Below are 23,507 nucleotides of genomic sequence, written 5' to 3' on the forward strand. Positions count from 1 at the left end.
CGGATCAGCCATCGGTTCAGGATTTTCCGAATTCTTTGTTGATGAGGTCGAAGAGGTCGTCGGCGGACGCCGACGCGATTTCGATCTCCTCGTCCTCGCCCCCTCCGGTGGCCGCTCGTTCCGCCCGGTTCCACTTCGCCAGGAGGGATTCGAGCCGTGCGGTGACGCGGGCGCGTTCGGTGGTGTCCTCGGGGACGGACGACAGGAGGAACTCGAGCTTGTCGATCTCCGCGAGGGCGGGCAGTGCGGGGGTGGTGTCCTCGCCGACGACTTCCGCGCGGATGTGCGCCGCGAGCGCCGAGGGGGTGGGGTGGTCGAAGACGAGGGCGGCCGGCAGGCGCAGCCCGGTGGCGGTCTGCAGCCGGTTGCGCAGTTCGACGGCGGTCAGTGAGTCGAAGCCCAGTTCCTTGAAGGCGCGCCCGGCCTCGACCGACGCCGCGCCCTGGTGACCGAGGACGGCCGCGACCTGCGCACGGACGAGGTCGAGCACGACCCGCTCCGCGTCGGCCACGGGCAGCCCCCGCAACTGCGCCTGGAGGTCGGGGGCTTCGTCCGTGGACGCAGTGACGCTTTCCTGTCCCGCGGCGAGCGCGCGGCGCACCTCGGGCAGGTCGCCGATCAGCGGGCGCGGCCTGGCGGCGGTGAAGGCCGGGGCGAACAGCTGCCAGTCGACGTCGGCCACGATCGCGGTGGTCTCGTCACCGTCCAGGGCACGCTGGAGCGCCGCGATGGACCGGTTCGGCGCCATCGCGGGCAGTCCGCGCCGGCGCAGCTGCTCCTCCGCGCCGTCGTCGGCGACGAGGCCGCCCTCGGCCCAGGGGCCCCAGGCCACCGAGGTCGCCGTCAGCCCGCGGGCCCTGCGGTGCTGTGCCAGGGCGTCGAGGTGGGCGTTGGCGGCGGCGTAGGCGGCCTGGCCGCCGCTGCCCCACACACCCGCGATGGAGGAGAAGAGGACGAAGGCGTCGAGGTCGGCCGTGCCGAGGAGTTCGTCGAGGTGGGCGGCGCCGGCGACCTTGGCGGCGAGGACGTCGGCCACGTCGCCGGGGCCTGTCTCGGCCAGCGGAGCGAACTGCCCGGCGCCCGCCGTGTGGAAGACGGCGGTGAGGCCGGCTCCGGCCGTTCCGTCCGTTCCTGCGCCGGTCCGCGGTCCGCGCAGCCGCGCCAGCAGGTCGGCGACGGCCTGGCGGTCGGTCACGTCGCAGGCCACCGCCGTGGCCCGGGCGCCCAAGGCGCCGATCTCGGCGACCAGTTCGGCGGCGCCGGGTGCCTGCGGCCCGCGCCGGCCGACCAGCACCAGGTGCTCCGCGCCGTGGGCCGCCAGCCAGCGGGCGACGTGCCCGCCGAGGGCGCCCGTTCCGCCGGTGACGAGGACGGTGCCGCGGGGGCGCCACGGCGTGCGGTCCACCGCGGGCGCGCGGTCGGGGTCGTGCTGGATGCGGCGCGCCAGCAGGCCAGTTGTGCGGACAGCGATCTGGTCCTCGTCCCCGCGGCCCGCGAGGACGCCGACCAGCCGGTCGAGGACCCGGTCGTCCACGGTGCCGGGCAGGTCCACGAGGCCGCCCCAGCGGTCGGGGTGCTCCAGGGCCACGACCCGGCCGAGGCCCCACACCTGGGCCTGCGCGACGCTCGTCAGGCGGTCCGCCGCCGAGGTCGAGACCGCCCCCGACGTGACGCACCACAGCGGTGCCGTGATGCCGATGTCGCCCAGCGCCTGCACCAGCGCTCCCGTCAGCAACAGCCCTGCAGGCGCGGCGCCGTGCACGGGATGCGGCTGCTCGGCGAAGGCCAGCAGCGACACGACGCCCGCGACGCCGCCGGCCCCGCCCGCTCCGGCGATCTCGCGCAGGCGGCCCGCCAGTGCCTCCCGGCCGGCCTCGGCTTCGGTGACGACGAGATTCCGCACGTCCGCCCCGCGCGCCGCCAGGGCACCGGAGACGCCGGGAAGGGCTCCCTCCCCGTCCTCCGCCGTGCTCACGACGATCCACGTCCCGGACGGGCCTCCGGTGGCGGGAAGGCCCAGTGGCTTCCAGGTGACGCCGTACCGCCAGCCGTCCACGACGGACTCCTCCTGGCGCTGCCGTCGCCACGCCGACAGGGCGGGCAGCAGTGCGCTCAGCGGCTGGTCGGTGTCGACGCCCAGGGTGCCCGCGAGCGAGGCGAGGTCCGCGTTGTCGACGGCCTCCCAGAACTGTGCGTCCGCCGCACCGAACCGCCGGTCGACGTCCTCGCCGGAGGTGGCGGCGTCGGCCTCCTCCAGCCAGTAGCGCTCGCGCTGGAAGGCGTAGGTGGGCAGGTCGACACGGCGGGCGCCGGTCCCGGCGAAGAACCGCGCCCAGTCGACGGTGGCGCCCCGGGTGTGGGCCCGGGCGAGGGCGGTCACCGCCGTCTCCGGCTCGGGGCGGCCCTTGCGCAGGACGGGGAGGAAGGCAGCGCCCTCTCCGGTCACGCAGTCCTGGGCCATCGCGGACAGCACGCCGTCCGGGCCCAGCTCCATGTAGGTGGTGACGCCCGCGGCCTCCAGCGCGCGGACGCCGTCCAGGAAGCGGACGGCCTCGCGGACGTGGCGCACCCAGAAGTCGGGCGACGTCACCTCGTCCGTGACCAGGGCGCCGGTGAGGTTCGAGACCAGCGGAATACGGGGCGGGGCGTAGGACAGCCCCTCGGCGACCTTGCGGAAGTCGGCCAGCATCCCGTCCATGTGCGGGGAGTGGAAGGCGTGACTGACCGTCAGGCGCTTGGACTTGCGGCCCTCGAAGGACGACGCGATGGCGACCGCGGCGTCCTCGTCACCCGCGACGACCACCGACCGCGGGCCGTTGACGGCGGCGATGCTCACCCGTTCGTCCAGCAGCGGCAGGACCTCGTCCTCGGCAGCTTCCACCGCGATCATCACGCCGCCCGTGGGCAGCGCCTGCATCAACCGGCCGCGGGCCACGACCAGCGCGCACGCGTCGTCCAGCGACAACACCCCGGCCACATGCGCGGCAGCGATCTCACCGATGGAATGCCCCGACACGAAGTCCGGTGTCACGCCCCACGACTCGACGAGCCGGAACAGCGCGACCTCGACCGCGAACAGCGCCGGCTGGGTGGACTCCGTACGATCCAGAACCGCGGCGTCCTCGCCGAACACCACATCCCTCAACGGCACATCGAGGTATGCGTCCATCTGCGCGCAGACCGCGTCCAGCGCGTCGGCGAACACGGGGTGGGCGTCGTACAACTCCCGGCCCATGCCCAGTCGCTGGCTGCCCTGCCCCGTGAACAGGAACGCGAGCGAGCCGTCGGCCGCGGTCCCCAGGTGCAGCGAGGCCACGTCATCGCCGGCGGCCAGGGCCGTCAGCGCGGTCAGCAACCCCTCCCGCTCCCCCGCCACGACGACCGCGCGCCGCTCCAGCGCGGCTCTCGACGTGGCAAGGGTGTACGCCACATCGAGCGGGTCCAGCAGCGGGTGGGCCGCCATGTGCGCCCTGATCCTTTCGGCCTGGACGCCCAGCGCCGTCCCGTTCTTCGCCGACAGCACCCACGGCATCACCGCGGGCCGGTCCGGCACGGCCGTCACGGCGATGTCGTCCGGGGCCTGCTCCACGATGGTGTGGGCGTTGGTGCCGCTGATACCGAAGGACGAGATACCGGCGCGCCGGGGCCGTCCGGTGTCGGGCCACTGCTGCTGTTCCGTGAGCAGGGCGATGTCTCCGGCCGACCAGTCGACGTGCGGGGTCGGCTCATCGACGTGGAGGGTCTGCGGCAGGACGCCGTGCCGCATCGCCAGCACCATCTTGATGACACCCGCGACGCCCGCCGCGGCCTGCGTGTGACCGAGGTTGGACTTGATCGACCCCAGGAACAACGGCTGCTCCGGCATCCGGTCCTGGCCGTAGGTCGCCAGCAGCGCCTGCGCCTCGATCGGGTCGCCCAGACGGGTGCCCGTGCCGTGCGCCTCCACCGCGTCCACATCCGAGGCCGCCAGCCCGGCGCTCGCCAGGGCCTGGCGGATCACGCGCTGCTGCGACGGGCCGTTCGGCGCCGTCAGACCGTTGCTCGCACCGTCCTGGTTCACCGCCGAACCACGAACGAGAGCGAGCACCGGGTGGCCGTTGCGCCGCGCGTCCGACAGCCGCTCCACCAGCAGCATGCCGACGCCCTCACCCCAGCCGGTACCGTCCGCGGCAGCCGCGAACGCCTTGATCCGGCCGTCCTCCGCCAGGCCCCGCTGACGACTGAAGTCGATGAACGTTCCCGGCGACGACATGACGGTCACACCGCCGGCCAGGGCCAGTGAGCACTCGCCACTGCGCAGGGCCTGCGCGGCGAGGTGCAGGGCGACCAAGGACGCGGAGCAGGCCGTGTCGACCGTCATCGCGGGACCCTCGAGCCCGAAGGCGTAGGAGAGCCGGCCGGAGACGATGCTGGCCGCGTTGCCCGTGCCCAGGAATCCTTCGATGCCGTCGGGGATCGACTGGAGTGCCGTGGCGTAGTCCTGGCCGTTGGTGCCGACGAAGACGCCCGCCTGGCTCCCGCGCAGGGAGCCGGGGTCGATGCCGGCCCGCTCGAACACCTCCCACGAGGTCTCCAGCAGCAGCCGCTGCTGCGGATCCATCGCCAGCGCCTCACGCGGCGAGATCCCGAAGAAGTCCGCGTCGAACTCGGCGGCGTCGTAGAGGAATCCACCTCCGCGGGCGTAGAACGTCCCCTGACGATCAGGGTCGGAACTGTAGAGCTGCTCCAGGTCCCAGCCGCGGTCGACGGGGAACTCCCCCACCGCGTCCGTCCCCGTCACCAGCAGGTGCCAAAGGTCTTCCGGGGTCCGCACGCCGCCCGGGAAGCGGCAGCTCATCGCCACGATCGCGATCGGATCGTCATCGGTGGCGACCGCCGCGGGCAGATCGGCATCCGCGACCCGCACCGTCCCCAGCAGCTCACCCCGCAGATACTCCGCCAGCGCCGCGGACGTCGGGTAGTCGTAGACCAGCGTCGCCGGCAACCGCAGCTCGGTCGCCGCACCCAGCCGGTTACGCAACTCCACCGCCGTCAGCGAGTCGAAGCCCAACTCCTTGAACGCCCGACCCGCGCCCACCGCATCAACCCCGGCATGACCGAGCACCGCCGCGACCTGGGCACGCACCAGTCCGAGCAGTTCACGCTCCCGCTCAGCCGGGGGAAGGGCCGCCAGCCGCTCAGCCAGGGTGGTCGACGCCACGACAACCGACGCATCGGTCGTGGTGGCGTTCGCAGGGACAGGCGTTGCGTCCACCAGCTCGGCGAAGAGGTTGCTGGGGCGCCCGGCGGTGAACTCGGAGGCGAAGCGCTCCCAGACGAAGTCCGCGATCACGACGGTGGCGTCCGCGGCGCCGACGGCGCGTCCCATCGCCGTGATGGCGAACCCGGCCTTCATGGGCGGGACCCCGCCCCGGCGCATGCGGGCCGCCATCTCCTCGTCGGCGGCCATGCCGCCCTCGGCCCACGGACCCCACGCGATCGACGTCGCCGCCAGGCCGTCCGCACGACGCTGCTCCGCCAAAGCGTCCAGGAAGGCGTTCGCAGCCGCGTAGTTCGCCTGCCCGGACGTGCCGACCGTGCCACTGACCGACGAGAACAGCACGAACGCATCCAGCACGATGCCGAGTTCGATCGTCAGCTCGTGCAGGTTCGCCGCCGACGCGGCCTTCGCCCGCAGAACGGTCTCGACACGGTCCGGGGTCAGGGCATCCAGCACGCCGTCGTCCAGCACACCGGCCGTGTGGACGACGGCGCTCAGCGAATCGGCGTGCTCAGCCAGCACCGCCCGCAGTGCCTCACGGTCAGCGGCGTCACACGCAACGACCGAGACGTCGACGCCCAACTCCGCCACCAGCTCCGCTGCACCGGGCGCGTCCATCCCGCGCCGGCTGGTCAGCACCAGCCGCTCGGCACCAGCCTCCGCCAACCACCGCGCAACACGACCACCCAACGCGCCCGTGCCACCCGTCACCAGCACCGTCCCGGACGGGGTCCACGACTCCGTGTCCTCCGGCAGCGCCGCGCGGACCAGCCGTCGGCCGAACACACCCGTGGAGCGCACAGCCACCTGGTCCTCACCGGAACCGGCCAGCACACCCACCAGACGGGACTGCGCCCGCTCGTCCAGGAACCCGGGGAGGTCGATGAGACCACCCCAACGCTCGGGCGCCTCCAGCGCGGCCACCCGGCCCAGTCCCCACACCTGCGCCTGCGTCGGCGCGGTCAACCTGTCCGACCGCCCGACCGACACCGCACCCCGCGTCAGACACCACACCCGGGCGTCCACACCGGCATCACCCAGAGCCTGGACCAGACTTACAGTGCCGGCGAGGTCCAGCAGCGACACCACACCCGCGTACTCACCGGCGACCAGCCCCGCCAGCGCCGCGCGATCCGTGCCCGGGCCGACCTCGACCCGCTGAACGTCAGCGCCCCGGTCCGCCAGCGCGCCCACGACCGGGGCGTCGTCCGCGCCCTCGGCCGGCGCGACCACCAGCCACGCCCCGGACAACCGCGCGCCGGAGGCCTCGGCGAGCGGCTTCCACACCACCCGGTACCGCCAGCCGTCCACCTCCGACCGCTCACGACCCTGCCGACGCCACGCCGACAACGCCGGAAGCACCTCACCCAGCGACGCATCACCGGACACGTCCAACTCCGCCAGCAGCGAGGTCAGATCCTCCCGCTCCACCACGTCCCAGAAGTGAGCGTCCGAGGCATCGGCGGTGGCGCCGGGCTGAGGCGCGTCGATGGGCTCCGGCCAGTACCTTTGTCGCTGGAACGCATAAGTCGGCAAGTCGATGTACCGGTCGCCGGCCCCGGCGAAGAACGTCCGCCAGTCGACCTCCACGCCTCGCACGTGCACCTGCGCCAGAGCCGTGACGGCGGTCTCGGCTTCCGGACGGCCCTTGCGCAGCACCGGAACGAACGCCACGCCACCGTCCGTCACGCACTCCTGCGCCATCGCCGACAGCAGGCCGTCCGGGCCGAGTTCGACGTACGTGGTGACCCCGGCGTCCTCCAGGGTGCGGACGCCGTCCAGGAAGCGCACGGCATCACGGACGTGCCGCACCCAGAAGTCCGCGGACGCCATCTCATCCGTGACCACGGCACCGGTCAGGTTCGAGACGACCGGGATACGCGGCATCTCGAACGACAGCCCGAACACCACCTCCCGGAACGCCTGCAACATCCCGTCCATGTGCGGCGAATGGAACGCATGACTGACCTGCAGCCGCTTCGACTTCCGCCCTGCGAAGGAGGCCGCAATCGCCGTGGCGCCGTCCTCGTCACCGGCGATCACGACGGACTGCGGACCGTTGACGGCGGCGATGCTCACCCGGTCGGTGAGCAGCGGCCGGACCTCGTCCTCCGACGCCTGAAGCGCGATCATCACGCCGCCGGCCGGCAGCGCCTGCATCAACCGCCCCCGCGACGCCACCAGGGCGCACGCGTCCTCCAGGGAGAAGACTCCCGCCACGTGCGCGGCGGCGATCTCACCGACCGAATGCCCCGACACGAAGTCCGGCCGCACACCCCACGACTCCAGCAGCCGGAACAGCGCCACCTCCACCGCGAACAACGCGGGCTGGGTGAACTCCGTCCGGTCCAGAACCGCGGCGTCCTCCCCGAACACCACATCCCTCAACGGCACGTCGAGGTACGCGTCCATCCGGGCGCAGACCGCGTCCAGGGCGTCCGCGAACACGGGATAGGAGTCGTACAACTCCCGGCCCATGCCCAGTCGCTGGCTGCCCTGCCCCGTGAACAGGAACGCGAGCTTGCCCGCGACCGGGGATCCCGTCACCACACCCACAGACTCCCCGCCGGCCACGGACGCAAGCCGTTGGAGGAACGCGTCGCGGTCGTCGGCGACGATGACGGCACGATGGTCGAGCGCGGCCCGACCGGTTGCCAGCGCACGGCCGATGTCCACCGGACGCAGGTCGGTGCGGGCGTCGAGGCGGGCGTGGAGGCGTGCCGCCTGGTCACGCAGGGCATCCTCGGACTTGCCCGAGAGTACCCATGCCGATGTCGCCGGACGATCGGCAACCGCCTCGTCCGCCGGTGCGGCCTCGGTGGCCTGTTCGATGATCGTGTGGGCGTTGGTGCCGCTGATGCCGAACGACGAGATGCCGGCGCGCCGGGGCCGTCCGGTGTCGGGCCACTGCTGCTGATCCCTGAGCAGGACGATGTCTCCGGCCGACCAGTCGACGTGCGGGGTCGGCGCGTCCACGTGGAGCGTCTGCGGCAGCACCCCGTGCCGCATCGCCAGCACCATCTTGATGACGCCCGCGACACCGGCCGCGGCCTGCGTATGACCGAGGTTGGACTTGACCGACCCCAGGAACAACGGCTGCTCCGGCAACCGGTCCTGGCCGTAGGTCGCCAGCAGCGCCTGCGCCTCGATCGGGTCGCCCAGACGGGTGCCCGTGCCGTGCGCCTCCACCGCGTCCACATCCGAGGCCGCCAGCCCGGCGCTCGCCAGGGCCTGACGGATCACGCGCTGCTGCGACGGGCCGTTCGGCGCGGTCAGACCGTTGCTCGCACCGTCCTGGTTCACCGCCGAACCCCGCACCAGCGCCAGCACCGGGTGGCCGTTGCGCCGCGCGTCCGACAGCCGCTCCACCAGCAGCATGCCCACGCCCTCACCCCAGCCCGTGCCATCGGCTGCGGCGGCGAACGCCTTGATCCGGCCGTCCTCCGCCAGGCCCCGCTGACGACTGAAGTCGACAAAGGTCTCAGGCGTCGACATCACCGTCACGCCACCGGCCAGCGCCATGGAGCACTCGCCCTGCCGCAGCGCCTGCACCGCCCAATGCAGAGCGACCAGCGACGAGGAGCAGGCCGTGTCCACGGTCACCGCAGGGCCTTCCAGCCCCAGCGCGTACGAGACACGACCCGACATCACGCTGCCGGCATTGCCCGTCCCGAGGTGGCCTTCGAGGCCTTCGGTCTCCCCGGCGAGGAGGGAGAGGTAGTAGTCCTGTCCGTTGGTGCCGACGAACACGCCGGTCCGGCTGCCGCGCAGCGAGGACGGGTCGATGCCGGCCCGCTCGAACGCCTCCCACGACGTCTCCAGCAGCAACCGCTGCTGCGGATCCATCGCCAACGCCTCACGCGGCGAAATCCCGAAGAAGTCCGCGTCGAACTCGGCGGCCCCGTAGAGGAATCCACCTCCACGGGCATAGAACGTCCCCTGACGATCAGGGTCCGGACTGTAGAGCTGCTCCAGGTCCCAGCCGCGGTCGACGGGGAACTCCCCCACCGCGTCCGTCCCCGTCACCAGCAGGTGCCACAGGTCCTCGGGAGTGGTGACGCCACCGGGGAAGCGGCAGCTCATCGCCACGATCGCGATCGGATCGTCATCGGTGGCGACCGCCGCGGGGAGGTCGGCATCCGTGACCCGGATCGTCCCCAGCAGCTCACCCCGCAGATACCCGGCGAGCGCAGCGGACGTCGGGTAGTCGTAGACCAGCGTCGCCGGCAACCGCAGCTCGGTCGCCGCACCCAGCCGGTTACGCAACTCCACCGCCGTCAGCGAGTCGAAGCCCAACTCCTTGAACGCCCGACCCGCGCCCACCGCATCAACCCCGCCGTGACCAAGCACAGCGGCAACCTGACCCCGAACCAGTTCCAGCAGTTCGCGCTCCTGCTCACCCGCAGAAAGGGCGGACAGGCGAGCTGCAAGAGACGCAGAATTCCTGGCGTCGGAGGTTACGTCAACATCAGCGGGTCGCGTCGCACGCGCCTCGCTCAGCCGGGCGAACAGCGAGCTGGGGCGTGCGGCGGTGAATCCTGCGAGGAAGCGGTCCCACTCCACGTCGGCCACGGTGAACACGGCACCACCGGAACCGACCGCCGACCGCAACGCACTGATCGCCAGATCCGCCCGCATCGGCGGCACACCATCCCGACGCATCCGAGCCGCAAGCGCCTCATCGGCCGCCATCCCGCCCTCGGCCCAGGGACCCCACGCAATCGACGTCGCCGCCAAGCCGTCCGCACGACGCTGCTCGGCAAGAGCGTCCAGGAAGGCATTCGCAGCCGCGTAATTGCCCTGACCAGGCGTACCGACCGTGCCGCTCATCGACGAGAACAGCACGAACGCATCCAGCTCGACACCCAGCTCGACCGTCAACTCATGCAGGTTCAACGCCGACACGGCCTTCGCCCGCAGAACGGTCTCGAGACGGTCCGGAGTCAACGCATCCAGCACGCCGTCGTCCAGCACGCCGGCCGTGTGCACCACTGCCGTCAGGGAATCGGCGTGCTCAGCCAGCACAGCCCGCAACGCCTCACGATCAGCGGCGTCACACGCAACCACCGAAACCTCGACACCCAACTCCGCAACCAGCTCAGCAGCACCCGGCGCGTCCATCCCGCGCCGACTGGTCAGCACCAGCCGCCCGGCACCGGCACCCGCCAACCACCGCGCAACACGACCACCCAACGCGCCCGTGCCACCCGTCACCAGCACCGTGCCCGACGGAACCCACGACCCCGCACCCTCAGGCAGCGAGGCCCGAACCAGCCGCCGCCCGAACACCCCGGACGACCGAACCGCCACCTGGTCCTCACCAGAACCAGCCAGCACACCCATCAACCGGAACAGCACCCGCTCGTCCAGCACCTCCGGCAGGTCGATCAGACCGCCCCAGCGCTCCGGCACCTCCAGCGCCGCCACCCGACCCAGACCCCACACCTGCGCCTGCACCGGCGACACCAGCCGATCCGACCGGCCCACCGAGACAGCGCCTCGCGTCAGACACCACAGCGGCGCACCCACCCCGGCATCGCCCAGAGCCTGGATCAGGCACACCGTGTCAGCGAGCCCGAGCATCGACACGACACCCGCCCACTCACCGCCAACCAGCCCCGCCAGCGTGGCCCGGTCCACATCAGCCGCGACCTCGACCCGACGCACCTCGACACCACGCCCCGCCAGCGCACCCACCACCGGCCCGTCAACGCCGCTCCCGGCCGGCACCACCACCAACCACGCGCCCGTCAGCTGACCAGCAGCGACATCGGTCAGCGGCTGCCACATCACCCGGTACCGCCAGCCGTCCACCTCCGACCGCTCCCGACCTTGCCGACGCCACGCCGCCAGGCCAGGCAGGACGCTGCCCCAGGCAGCCTCGTCCTCCTCCGCGTCGAGAGCGGCAGCCAGCGATGCGAGGTCCTCTCGCTCCACCGCGTCCCAGAACCAGGAGTCCGAGGCAGCGGCCGGTGCGTCAGGACCGACCGCGGTGGTGGGCTCGAACCAGAACCGGCGGCGCTGGAACGCATAGGTCGGAAGGTCCACGCGCCGAGCGCCCGAGCCGGCGAAGTACCCATGCCAGTCGATCGAGAGGCCCCTGACATGGGCTTGTGCGAGGGCAGCGCCCAGGCTCTCGACTTCGGGACGGGCGGCACGCTGGACGGGGACGAACACCGCCCCCTCTGTCACGCACTCCTGGGCCAGAGCCGACAGCACGCCGTCCGGGCCGAGTTCGACGTACGTGGTGACCCCGGCTGCTTCCAACGTCCGGACTCCGTCCAGGAAGCGCACCGCTTCGCGCACGTGCCGCACCCAGAAGTCGGGAGAGAGCATCTCGTCGGTGGCCAGGGCCCCGGTCAGGTTCGAGACCACGGGGATGCGCGGCGACTCGAACGACAGCCCCGCCACCACCTCGCGGAACGCCTCCAGCATGCCGTCCATGTGCGGCGAATGGAACGCATGACTAACTGTCAGCCGCTTCGACTTCCGCCCCGCGAAGGACTCGACGATGGCGACCGCGGCGTCCTCGTCACCCGCGATCACCACCGACTCCGGCCCGTTCACGGCCGCAATGCTCACGCGCTCGTTCAGCAGCGGCAGAACCTCGTCCTCCGACGCCTGCACCGCGATCATCACGCCACCCGTCGGCAGCGCCTGCATCAACCGCCCACGCGCCGCCACCAGCGCACACGCGTCCTCAAGCGACAGCACCCCCGCCACATGCGCGGCGGCGATCTCACCCACCGAATGCCCCGACACGAAGTCCGGCCGCAACCCCCAGCTCTCCAGCAGCCGGAACAGCGCCACCTCCACCGCGAACAGCGCGGGCTGGGTGAACTCCGTGCGGTCCAGCAGACCCTCGTCCGCCTCGCCGAAGAGAGCGTCCCGCAGCGGGCTGTCGAGGTGCACGTCCAGGTGGGCGCAGACCGCGTCCAGCGCGTCCGCGAACACGGGGTAGGCCTCGTACAGTTCTCGGCCCATCCCCGGGCGCTGGCTGCCCTGCCCCGTGAACAGGAACGCCACGCGCCCGTCATCCACCGTGTCCGTGCTGACGGCGGGAAGCTGCTCACCGGCGGCCAGCCGTGCGAGCAGGTCCGCGACTTCGCGCGTGCTCCGGGCCGGGACGACCGCACGGTGGTCCAGGTGCGCGCGCCCGGTTGCGAGCGAATACGCGAGGTCGACGGGCCCCGGGGCGGCACCCGCCCCTGCCAGATGGACGCTGAGGGCGGCTGCCTGGGCGCGCAGGGCCTCGGGGGATCTGGCCGACAGGACGTACGGAAGAGCGTCGCCCGGCATCCGCGACAAGGATTCGGCGTCGTCGCCGACCTCGGTGACGACGACCGGGGCCTGTTCGATGATCGTGTGGGCGTTGGTGCCGCTGATGCCGAAGGACGAGATGCCGGCCCGACGCGGGCGGTCCGTCTCCGGCCACTCCCGCTGCTCGGTGAGCAGCGCGATGTCTCCGGCCGTCCAGTCCACGTGCGGCGTCGGCTCGTCCACGTGCAGGGTCTGCGGCAGTACCCCGTGCTGCATCGCGAGCACCATCTTGATGACGCCCGCGACACCGGCCGCGGCCTGCGTGTGACCGAGGTTGGACTTGATCGACCCGAGGAGCAGCGATCCGCCCTCGGCACGCTCCTGGCCGTAGGTCGCCAGCAGCGCCTGCGCCTCGATCGGGTCACCCAGCCGGGTGCCCGTGCCGTGCGCCTCCACCGCGTCGACATCCGCAGCCGACAGACCGGCGCTGGCCAGGGCCTGGCGAATCACGCGCTGCTGAGAGGGGCCGTTGGGCGCGGTCAGGCCGTTGCTCGCGCCGTCCTGGTTCACTGCGGAGCCACGAACGAGAGCGAGCACCGGGTGACCGTTGCGCCGCGCGTCCGACAGCCGCTCCACCAGCAGCATGCCCACGCCTTCGCCCCAGCCGGTACCGTCCGCGGCGGCGGCGAACGCCTTGATCCGGCCGTCCTCCGCCAGGCCCCGCTGACGACTGAAGTCGACAAAGGTCTCAGGCGTCGACATCACCGTCACGCCACCGGCCAGCGCCATGGAGCACTCGCCCTGCCGCAGCGCCTGCACCGCCCAATGCAGAGCCACCAGCGACGAGGAGCAGGCCGTGTCCACGGTCACCGCAGGGCCTTCCAGCCCCAGCGCGTACGAGACGCGACCCGACATCACGCTGCCCGCGTTGCCCGTGCCGATGTGGCCTTCCAGGCCCTCCGGCTCCCGGGCGACGAGGGAAAGGTAGTCCTGGCCGTTGGTGCCGACGAACACACCCGTCCGGCTCCCGCGCAGAACAGTCGGATCGATACCGGCCCGCTCGAACGCCTCCCACGACGTCTCCAGCAGCAACCGCTGCTGCGGATCCATCGCCAGCGCCTCACGCGGCGAGATCCCGAAGAAGTCCGCGTCGAACTCCGCCGCCCCTGCGACGAAACCGCCCTCGCGCGTGTACGAGGTGCCGGCACGCTCCGGGTCGGGGTCGTAGAGGTGGTCCAGGTCCCAGCCGCGGTCCACGGGGAACTCCCCCACCGCGTCCGTCCCTGTCACCAGCAACTGCCACAGGTCCTCCGGAGACCGCACATCGCCCGGGAACCGGCAGCTCATCGCCACAATCGCGATCGGATCGTCATCGGTGGCGACCGCCGCGGGCAGATCCGCATCCGCGACACGGACCGTCCCCAGCAGCTCGCTCCGCAAGAACTCCGCCAGCGCAGCCGACGTCGGGTAGTCGTAGACCAGCGTCGCCGGCAACCGCAGCTCAGTGGCCGCACCCAACCGGTTCCGCAGTTCGACGGCCGTCAGCGAGTCGAAGCCCAACTCCTTGAACGCCCGACCCGCGCCCACCGCATCGACCCCGCCGTGACCAAGCACAGCAGCCACGTGGCCCCGAACCAGATCCAGCAGTTCACGCTCCTGCTCACCCGCAGAAAGAGCGGACAAGCGACCGACGAACGAGACGGAATCCGGGACGTCCGCGACCACGCCGGCCAGGGCGGTCCGGGCAGTGTGCTCCTGACGCACCTCCGGCAGTTCACCGAACAGCGAGCTGGGGCGTGCGGCGGTGAATCCTGCGAGGAAGCGGTCCCATTCCACGTCGGCCACGGTGAACACGGCCCCACCGGAACCGACCGCCGACCGCAACGCACTGATCGCCAGATCCGCCCGCATCGGCGGAACACCATCCCGACGCATCCGAGCCGCAAGCGCCTCATCGGCCGCCATCCCGCCCTCGGCCCACGGACCCCACGCAATCGACGTCGCCGCCAAGCCGTCCGCACGACGCTGCTCGGCAAGAGCGTCCAGGAAGGCATTCGCAGCCGCGTAATTGCCCTGACCAGGCGTACCGACCGTGCCGCTCATCGACGAGAACAGCACGAACGCATCCAGCTCGACACCCAGCTCGACCGTCAACTCATGCAGGTTCAACGCCGACACGGCCTTCGCCCGCAAGACAGTCTCAAGGCGCTCAGGAGTCAACGCATCCAGCACGCCGTCATCCAGCACACCAGCGGTATGAACGACCGCGGTCAGGGAATCGGCGTGCTCAGCCAGCACAGCCCGCAGCGCCTCACGGTCGGAGGCATCACACGCGACGACCGTGACCTCGGCCCCCAGCTCCGCCACCAGCTCAGCAGCACCGGGCGCGTCCATCCCGCGCCGGCTGGTCAGCACCAGCCGCTCAGCACCAGCCTCCGCCAACCACCGCGCAACACGACCACCCAGCGCACCCGTGCCACCCGTCACCAGCACCGTGCCCGACGGAACCCACGACCCCGCACCCTCCGGCAGCGAGGCCCGAACCAACCGCCGCCCGAACACCCCGGACGAACGCACAGCCACCTGGTCCTCACCCGAACCAGCCAGCACACCCACCAACCGGGACAGCGCACGCTCATCCAGCACCTCCGGCAGGTCGATCAAACCGCCCCAACGCTCCGGCACCTCCAGCGCCGCCACCCGACCCAGACCCCACACCTGCGCCTGCACCGGCGACACCAACCGATCCGACCGGCCCACCGAGACAGCGGCTCGCGTCAGACACCACAGCGGAGCACCCACCCCGGCATCACCCAGAGCCTGGATCAGGCACACCGTGTCAGCGAGCCCGAGCATCGACACGACACCCGCCCACTCACCGCCAACCAGCCCCGCCAGCGTGGCCCGGTCCACATCGGCCGCGACCTCGACCCGGCGCACCTCGACACCGCGCCCCGCCAGCGCACCCACCACCGGCCCGTCAACGTCACTCCCGACCGGAACCGCCACCAACCACGCGCCGGACAACCGCGCTTCGGCGGTCGCCTTCACCGGCTTCCAGCTGGTCCGGTAACGCCACCCGTCGACCTTGGCCTGGTCCTGGCTACGTCGGCGCCAAGCCGACAGAGCCGTGACCATGTTCCCCCAGGACGCGGTGTCCTCAAGGCCGAGCATGGATTCGAGGGTCGTCAGGTCCTCGTGCTCGATGACATCCCAGAAGCGTGCGTCGACGGTGTCGACCGTCTTCCCGGCGGGAGTGGCAGCGTCCTGCTGGGCCTCGGGCCAGTACCGCGTCCGCTGGAAGGCATAGGTCGGCAGGTCCACGCGCCGCGCACCCGTGCCGGCGAAGTACCCGGCCCAGTCCACCTCCAGGCCCCGCACATGTGCCTGCGCCAGCGCCGTGACGGCACTCTCGGCCTCCGGACGGCCCTTGCGAAGCACCGGAACAAAGGCCGCGCCCTCGCCCGTCACACAGTCCTGCGCCATCGCCGACAGCACACCGTCCGGACCCAGCTCCACAAACGTGCTGACCCCTGCCGCCTCCAGAGCACGCACACCGTCCAGGAAGCGCACGGCCTCCCGCACATGGCGCACCCAGAAGTCCGCCGAGGCCATCTCGTCGGCGACCACGGCGCCGGTCAGGTTCGAGACCACCGAGATGCGCGGCGACTCGAACGACAGCCCAGCCACCACCTCGCGGAACGCCTCCAGCATCCCGTCCATGTGCGGCGAATGGAACGCATGACTGACCGTCAACCGCTTCGACTTCCGCCCCGCGAAGGACTCGACAATCGCGACCGCGGCATCCTCATCACCCGCGATCACCACCGACTCCGGCCCGTTCACGGCCGCGATGCTCACACGCTCGCTCAGCAGCGGCAGAACCTCGTCCTCCGAGGCCTGCAACGCGATCATCACGCCACCCGTCGGCAGCGCCTGCATCAACCGCCCACGCGCCGCCACCAGTGCACACGCGTCCTCAAGCGACAGCACCCCCGCCACATGCGCGGCGGCGATCTCACCCACCGAATGCCCCGACACAAAGTCCGGCGCCAGGCCCCACGACTCCAGCAGCCGGAACAGCGCCACCTCCACCGCGAACAACGCCGGCTGCGCGAACTCCGTCCGGTCCAGAACCGTCGCATCGTCGCCGAACAGCACAGTCCCCAGTGCCACATCGAGGTGGGCGTCCAGGTGGGCGCAGACCGCGTCCAGCGCGTCCGCGAACGCAGGGTAAGCCTCGTAGAGCTCCCGTCCCATCCCGAGGCGCTGGCTGCCCTGCCCCGTGAACAGGAACGCGAGTGCGCCGGTCGTGACCGTGCCCCGCACGAGGCCGTAGGGCGATTCGCCCGCGGCGAGGCCGTTGAGCCCGGCGAGCAGCGCATCGCGGTTGCCGGTGCCGCCGACCAGGACCGCGCGTGTCTCCAGGGCCGTACGAGCGGTCGCCAGCGTGAATGCCGCACCCAGGGCGGAGACTTCGGGCTGCGACGCCACGTGGGCGGCCAGGCGCGCGGCCTGGGCCCGGAGACCGGTCGTGCTCTGTGCGGAGAGCAGGACCGGCAGCACCGAGGGTGCCGTGTCGGCCTGGGGCTCGTCGGCACGCGCCGGCGCCGGGGCCTGTTCGACGATCGTGTGGGCGTTGGTACCGCTGAGGCCGAAGGACGAGACGGCGGCGCGCCGGGGCCGCCCGGTCTCGGGCCAGTCGACGGCTTCGGTCAGCAGGGCGATCTCGCCCGCGGACCAGTCGACGTGCGGGGTCGGCTCGTCCACGTGCAGGGTGCGGGGCAGTACCCCGTGCTGCATCGCCAGCACCATCTTGATGATGCCCGCGACACCGGCCGCGGCCTGCGTGTGACCGATGTTCGACTTCACGGACCCCAGTAGCAGCGGCTGCTCCGGCGAGCGCCCCTGACCGTAGGTGGCCAGCAGTGCCTGGGCCTCGATGGGGTCACCCAGCCGCGTACCGGTGCCGTGGGCCTCCACCGCGTCCACGTCCGCGGCCGACAGACCGGCGCCGGCCAGGGCGGCGCGGATCACGCGCTGCTGCGAGGGGCCGTTCGGAGCGGTCAGTCCGTTGCTCGCGCCGTCCTGGTTGATCGCCGAACCACGAACGAGAGCGAGCACCGGATGGCCGTTGCGCCGCGCATCCGACAGCCGCTCGACGAGCAGCATGCCGACGCCCTCACCCCACCCCGTACCGTCGGCCGCCGCGGCGAACGCCTTGATCCGGCCGTCCTCCGCCAGGCCCCGCTGACGGCTGAAGTCCACGAAGGCCTCAGGCGTCGACATCACCGTGACGCCGCCGGCCAGGGCGAGCGAGCACTCGCCCTGCCGCAGCGCCTGGACGGCGAGGTGCAGGGCCACCAGCGAGGACGAGCAGGCCGTGTCGACGGTGATCGCGGGGCCTTCGAGCCCGAAGACGTAGGAGAGCCGTCCGGAGACGACGCTCGCCGCGTTGCCCGTGCCGACGTGTCCTTCCAGTCCGTGCGTGTCACCGGTGACGAGCGAGAGGTAGTCCTGCCCGTTGGTGCCGACGAAGACGCCAGCCTGGCTGCCGCGCAGCGACGACGGGGCGATGCCGGCCCGCTCGAACGCCTCCCACGACGTCTCCAGCAGCAGCCGCTGCTGCGGGTCCATCGCCAGCGCCTCGCGCGGCGAGATCCCGAAGAGGCCGGCGTCGAAGTCCGCGGCGTCGTGGAGGAATCCGCCTTCCAGGGTGTACGTGGTGCCGGGGCGGTCGGGGTCGGCGCTGTAGAGGCCGGCCAGGTCCCATCCGCGGTCGGAGGGGAAGTCGCCGATCGCGTCGGCCCCGTCGGCGAGGAGCGTCCACAGCTCCTCCGGGGTGCGCACGCCGCCCGGGAAGCGGCAGCTCATCGCCACGATGGCGATCGGGTCGTCGTCGGCGGCCGCCGCCGCGGTGACCGGCCCCGTCACCTCCGGCTGCGCGCCCCGCAGTTCGTGGCGCAGGAAGGCCGCGAGCGCGGTCGAGGTCGGGTAGTCGTACACGAGGGTGGTGGGCAGGCGCAGGTCGGTGGCCGCGCCGAGGCGGTTGCGCAGTTCGACGGCCGTCAGGGAGTCGAAGCCCAGTTCCTTGAAGGCGCGGTCGGCGCCGACCGCTTCGGCTCCGCCGTGACCGAGGACGGCCGCGACGTGCGTACGCACCAGGGTGAGCAGCTCACGCTCCTGCTCCGCCGCCGTCAGCCCCGCGAGGCGGCGCGCCGCGGTGCCTGCCACGTCGGCGCCCGTGACGGTCTCCGCGTGCGTGATGAAGGCGCCGATCAGCGGGAGCGGCCGGACGGACGTCATGAAGGGCGCGAAGCGGTCCCAGTCGAGGTCCGCGACGGTCAGCGAGGCCTCGCCCGAGGCGACGACCGGTGCCAGGGCCGCCATGGCCGACTCGGGCGCCATGGGCGGGACGCCTTCGTGCCGCATACGGGCGTCCGTCGTCTCGCCGGCGGCCATGCCGCCCTCGGCCCACGGGCCCCACGCGATCGATGTCGCCGCGAGGCCGTCGGCGCGACGCTGCTCCGCCAGGGCGTCCAGGAAGGCGTTCGCGGCGGCGTAGTTGCCCTGGCCCGCCCCGCCGATGGTGCCGCTCATGGACGAGAACATCACGAACGCGTCCAGCTCGAAGCCGAGTTCGATCGTCAGCTCGTGCAGGTTGAGCGCCGACGTGGCCTTCGCCCGCACGACATTCTCGACGCGCTCCGCGGTCAGGCCGTCCAGCACGCCGTCGTCCAGCACACCCGCCGTGTGAACGACGGCGGTCAGGGACTCCGCGTGCTCGGCCAGCACCGCACGCAGCGCATCCCGGTCGGACGCGTCGCACGCCACGACCGATACCTCGACGCCCAGCTCCGCCACCAACTCGGCGGCACCGGGCGCATCCGTCCCGCGCCTGCTGATCAGCACCAGCCGCGACGCACCAGCCTCCGCCAGCCACCGCGCGACACGACCACCCAGCGCGCCCGTGCCACCCGTGACCAGCACCGTGCCCGACGGGGTCCACGACCCCGTGCTCTCCGGCAGCGACGCCCGCACCAGCCGCCGCCCGAACACGCCGGTCGACCGCACCGCGACCTGGTCCTCACCGGAGCCGGCCAGCACGCCTATGAGCCGGGTCTGCGCCCGCTCGTCCAGCACCTCCGGCAGGTCGATCAGACCGCCCCAGCGCTCCGGAACCTCCATGGCGGCGACCCGGCCCAGTCCCCACACCTGCGCCTGCACCGGCGACGCCAGCCGGTCCGACCGGCCCACGGACACCGCACCCCGGGTCAGGCCCCAGACACGGGCCTCCACCCCGGCGTCGCCCAGCGCCTGCACCAACGCGACCGTGCCGGCGAGCCCGAGCATCGACACGACACCCGCCCACTCACCGCCGACCAGCCCCGCCAGCGCGCCCCGGTGCATGTCCGGCTCGACCTCGACCCGGCGCACCTCGGCACCGCGCCCCGCCAGCGCGTCCACCACCGGCTCGTCGACGTCACTCCCGGCCGGGACGGCCACCAGCCACGTCCCGGACAGGCGGGCACCGGAAGCCTCGGCGAGCGGCTTCCACACCACCCGGTACCGCCAGCCGTCCACCTCCGACTCCGTGCGCCGCCGCCGGCGCCACGCCGACAGGGCGGGGATCAGTTCGCTGAGCGGACGGTCGCCGTCGAGGTCGAGTCCGAGCGCCGTCGCGAGTCCGGCCACGTCCTCCTGCTCGACCGCGTCCCAGAAGGCGGTGTCGGCGGTGTCCGGGCCGTGTGCCACGTGAGCGGCGGTCCCGGGGCCCGCGTCCATCCAATAGCGCGAGCGCTGGAAGGCGTACGTCGGCAGGTCCACGCGCCGGGCGCCGCTGCCGGTGAAGAGGCGGCTCCAGTCGACGGCCGCGCCACGGACGTGGGCGCGGGCGACGGCGCTGAGCAGGGTGGTGGCCTCGGCGCGGCCGGAGCGCAGGGCCGCGGCGAAGGCGGTACCCCGGGTGTCGACGCAGTCCTGCGCCATCGCGGTGAGCACGGCGTCGGGGCCGAGTTCGAGGTACGTGGTGACGCCGCGGGCTTCGAGCGTCCGGATGCCGTCGTGGAACCGTACGGCGTCGCGGGCGTGGCGGACCCAGTGCTCGGGATCGGTCAGTTCGGCGGCGCCGGCGGCGCGTCCGGTGAGGAGGGAGACGAGGGGAAGCGTCGGGGTGCCGTACTCGATCACCTGGGCCACGCGGCGGAACTCGTCCAGCATGCCGTCCATGTGGAACGAGTGGAACGCGTGGCTGACGACGAGATGCTTGGTCTTGTGGCCCTGCGCGGCGAAGTGGGCGGCGACGTTCTTCGCGGCGTCCTCGTCACCGGCGATGACCACCGACCGGGGGCCGTTGACGGCCGCGATGCTCACGCGCTCGTCCAGCAGCGGCAGGACCTCGTCCTCCGAGGCCTGGACCGCGATCATCGCGCCACCGCCCGGCAGCGCCTGCATGAGCCGTCCGCGGGCCGCCACCAGCGTGCACGCGTCCTCCAGCGAGAACACCCCCGCCACGTGCGCGGCGGCGATCTCGCCGACCGAGTGGCCCGACACGAGGTCCGGCCGCAGCCCCCAGCTCTCCAGGAGCCGGAACAGCGCCACCTCGACCGCGAACAGCGCGGGCTGGGTGTAGGCGGTCTCGTCGAGGAGCGCGGCCTCCGGCGTTCCCTCTTCCGCGAACAGCACGTCGAGAAGGGGGAGTTCGAGCTGGTCGTCGAGGTACCAGCACGCGTCGTCGAGGGCGTCGGCGAACTCCGGGCAGGTGTCGTACAACTGACGGCCCATGCCCAGGCGCTGGCTGCCCTGCCCCGTGAACAGGAACGCGAGCCGGCCGGTGGCGGGCTCGTCGTGGACGGCGGCGGGGGTGTCGGTGCCGTCGGCGAGGGCGTCGAGCGCCCGCAGGAGCGCGTCCCGGTCGGGGCCCAGGGCGACGGCGCGGTGTTCGAAGACCCCGCGGGTGGTGGCCAGGGAGTGGCCGATGTCGGCGGGGGTGAGTCCCGGGTCGGCGGTCACATGGCCGGCGAGCCGCCGGGCCTGGGCGCGCAGGGCTTCGGGGGTCTTCGCGGACAGTACCCAGGGCAGGAGCTCCGGCGGGCGCGAGGCGCCGTCCCCGGACACGCCGTTACCGGTGGTGGTGGCGTCCGCGTCCTCGGCCGGGGGCTCCTCGATGATGGTGTGCGCGTTGGTGCCGCTCATGCCGAACGAGGACACGCCGACGCGGCGCGGGCGGTCGCCCCGGGGCCAGTCGACGGGCTCGGTGAGCAGGGAGACGGCTCCGGCCTCCCAGTCGACGTGCGGGGTGGGCTCGTCGACGTGGAGGGTCCGCGGCAGTACACCGTGCCGCATCGCCATGATCATCTTGATGATGCCGGCGACACCGGCCGCGGCCTGCGTGTGACCGATGTTCGATTTCAGGGAACCGAGCCACAGCGGCCCGCCGTCGCCCCGGCCCTGTCCGTACGTCGCGAGCAGCGCCTGCGCCTCAATCGGGTCGCCCAGCGTCGTACCCGTGCCGTGGGCCTCCACCGCGTCCACATCGGCTGCCGACAGGCCCGCGTTGGCGAGGGCCTGGCGGATCACGCGCTGCTGCGAGGGGCCGCTCGGAGCTGTCAGGCCGTTGCTGGCGCCGTCCTGGTTGATGGCGGAGCCCCGTACCACCGCGAGCACCTGGTGCCCGTTGCGGCGCGCGTCCGACAGCCGCTCCACCAGCAGCATGCCGACGCCCTCGCCCCACCCCGTGCCGTCTGCGGCGGCGGCGAACGGCTTGCACCGGCCGTCGGGGGCCAGGCCCCGCTGACGGCTGAAGGCGATGAAGGAACCGGGGCTCGCCATGACGGCCACGCCGCCGGCCAGGGCGATGGAGCACTCCCCGGTGCGCAGGGCCTGGACGGCGAGGTGGAGGGCGGCGAGGGAGGAGGAGCAGGCGGTGTCGACGGTGACCGTCGGGCCCTCGAAGCCGAAGGTGTACGCGATGCGGCCGGACGCGACGCTGGCCGCGTTTCCGGTGACGAGGTACCCCTCGAAGCCGTCGGTGGCGTCCTGGAGCCGGGGGCCGTACTCCTGGGTCTCCGCGCCGACGAACACGCCGACTTGGCCGCCGCGCAGTCCCGCGGGATCGACGCCCGCCCGGTCGAACGCCTCCCAGGACGTCTCCAGCAGCAGCCGCTGCTGGGGGTCCATGGCGAGCGCTTCACGCGGGGAGATGCCGAAGAACGCGGCGTCGAACTCGGCGGCGTCGTGGAGGAATCCGCCCTCGCGGGTGTAGCTCGTACCGGCCCGCTCGGGGTCGGGGTCGTAGAGCGCGTCGAGGTCCCAGCCGCGGTCGGTGGGGAATGCGGAGACGGCGTCCGTGCCCGCGGCGACGAGGTCCCAGAGCGCTTCGGGGGACTGGACGCCGCCGGGGAAGCGGCAGCCGATGCCGACGATGGCGATGGGTTCGTCGCTGCCGACGGCGGCGGTGACGGGCGACGCGTCGGTGTCGTCCAGGCCGAGGAGCGCGGCGCGCAGGTGCCGGGTGAGGGCGGCGGGGGTGGGGTGGTCGAAGGCGAGGGTGACGGGGAGGCGCAGGCCCGTGCCCGCGGTGAGGCGGGCGTGCAGGTCGACGGCGGCGAGGGAGTCGAAGCCGAGTTCCAGGAAGGGCCGTTGAGGGTCGAGCACGGCGGGGGCGGAGTCGCGGAGCGCGGCGGAGACCAGCGAGGTGACCCATTCGAGCAGGGCGGTGTGCTGCTCGGCGTCGGTCAGGAGGATCAGCCGCTCGCGCCATGACGGGGCGTCCGGCCGTGCCTCCGGCCCCGCGTCCGACAAGACATCCTCGAAGGCATCCGGTACGGATTCGGAAACGGCGTGGATCTCGGACGGGAATTCTCCGGACTCATTCACCATCGCACGCTCCATTACCCCCGGACAAGAACCCAAGACCAGGGGTCACTCTCGCATGCGGGGCAAGGGCGAGAAACCCCTACCAATCCCCTACGGGCCCCTAGGCGGT

Annotated in this window: 1 protein-coding gene; it reads right to left on the reverse strand. The window is 72.3% G+C overall.

The annotated features are described in order from the left end of the window. Positions 1-16: 16 nt before the first annotated feature. Positions 17-23,401 carry a type I polyketide synthase gene (locus tag ACIP9H_RS15625; RefSeq protein WP_401959419.1) on the reverse strand — a complete coding sequence of 7,795 codons (23,385 nt, stop codon included), beginning with the start codon at positions 23,399-23,401 and terminating at the stop codon, positions 17-19. Positions 23,402-23,507: the final 106 nt, after the last annotated feature.

The organism is Streptomyces sp. NPDC088732 (assembly GCF_044751205.1).
Lineage (GTDB): Bacteria > Actinomycetota > Actinomycetes > Streptomycetales > Streptomycetaceae > Actinacidiphila.